Genomic DNA, 521 nt, shown 5'->3' with positions numbered 1-521 from the left:
GATCAGCTTCGGGTTCAACAACCTCAACCGCTGGGGACTGGCCGTCGCGACGCCCGGCGCGCCGTTCGATCTCGCCGGCTTCTCGCCGGCGCCGGCCCTGATCGTCGTCGGCATCATGCTCGGCTTCGCCTTCGTGCGCTGGACCTATGCGCGACAGCAGGCCGGCAAGACGCCGCTGCTCGCGCTGGAGGTGATCGGCTCGGCGCAGGAGCGCGCCGCCGTCTACGCCATGTTCGCGGTCGTCGCGCTCGAGGCGATGCTGAACTTCTCGGTCCCGCTCTACATCCAGATCGTGCAGGGGCGATCGCCGCTCGCCACCGCGATCGCCATGATGCCGTTCAACCTCACCGTCTTCTTCTCGGCGATGCTGATCGTGAAGTTCTACAAGCGGCTGACGCCGCGCCAGATCGGTCGCGGCGGCTTCGCGTTGTGCACGGTGGCGCTGGTCTGGCTCGCCTTCGTGGTCCGCAACGACTGGAGCGCCGGCCCGGTGCTGGTCGGCCTGGTGCTGTTCGGCATCG

At 68.3% G+C, this 521-nt stretch carries 1 pseudogene; it reads left to right on the top strand.

The features are described 5' to 3' along the window. Nucleotides 1–521: pseudogene (locus ABTU92_RS29185) on the top strand (MFS transporter); the annotation flags it as partial.

The organism is Rhodoplanes sp. SY1, assembly GCF_046000175.1.
GTDB lineage: Bacteria > Pseudomonadota > Alphaproteobacteria > Rhizobiales > Xanthobacteraceae > Rhodoplanes.
This window is presented reverse-complemented; position numbering and strand designations above follow the sequence as displayed.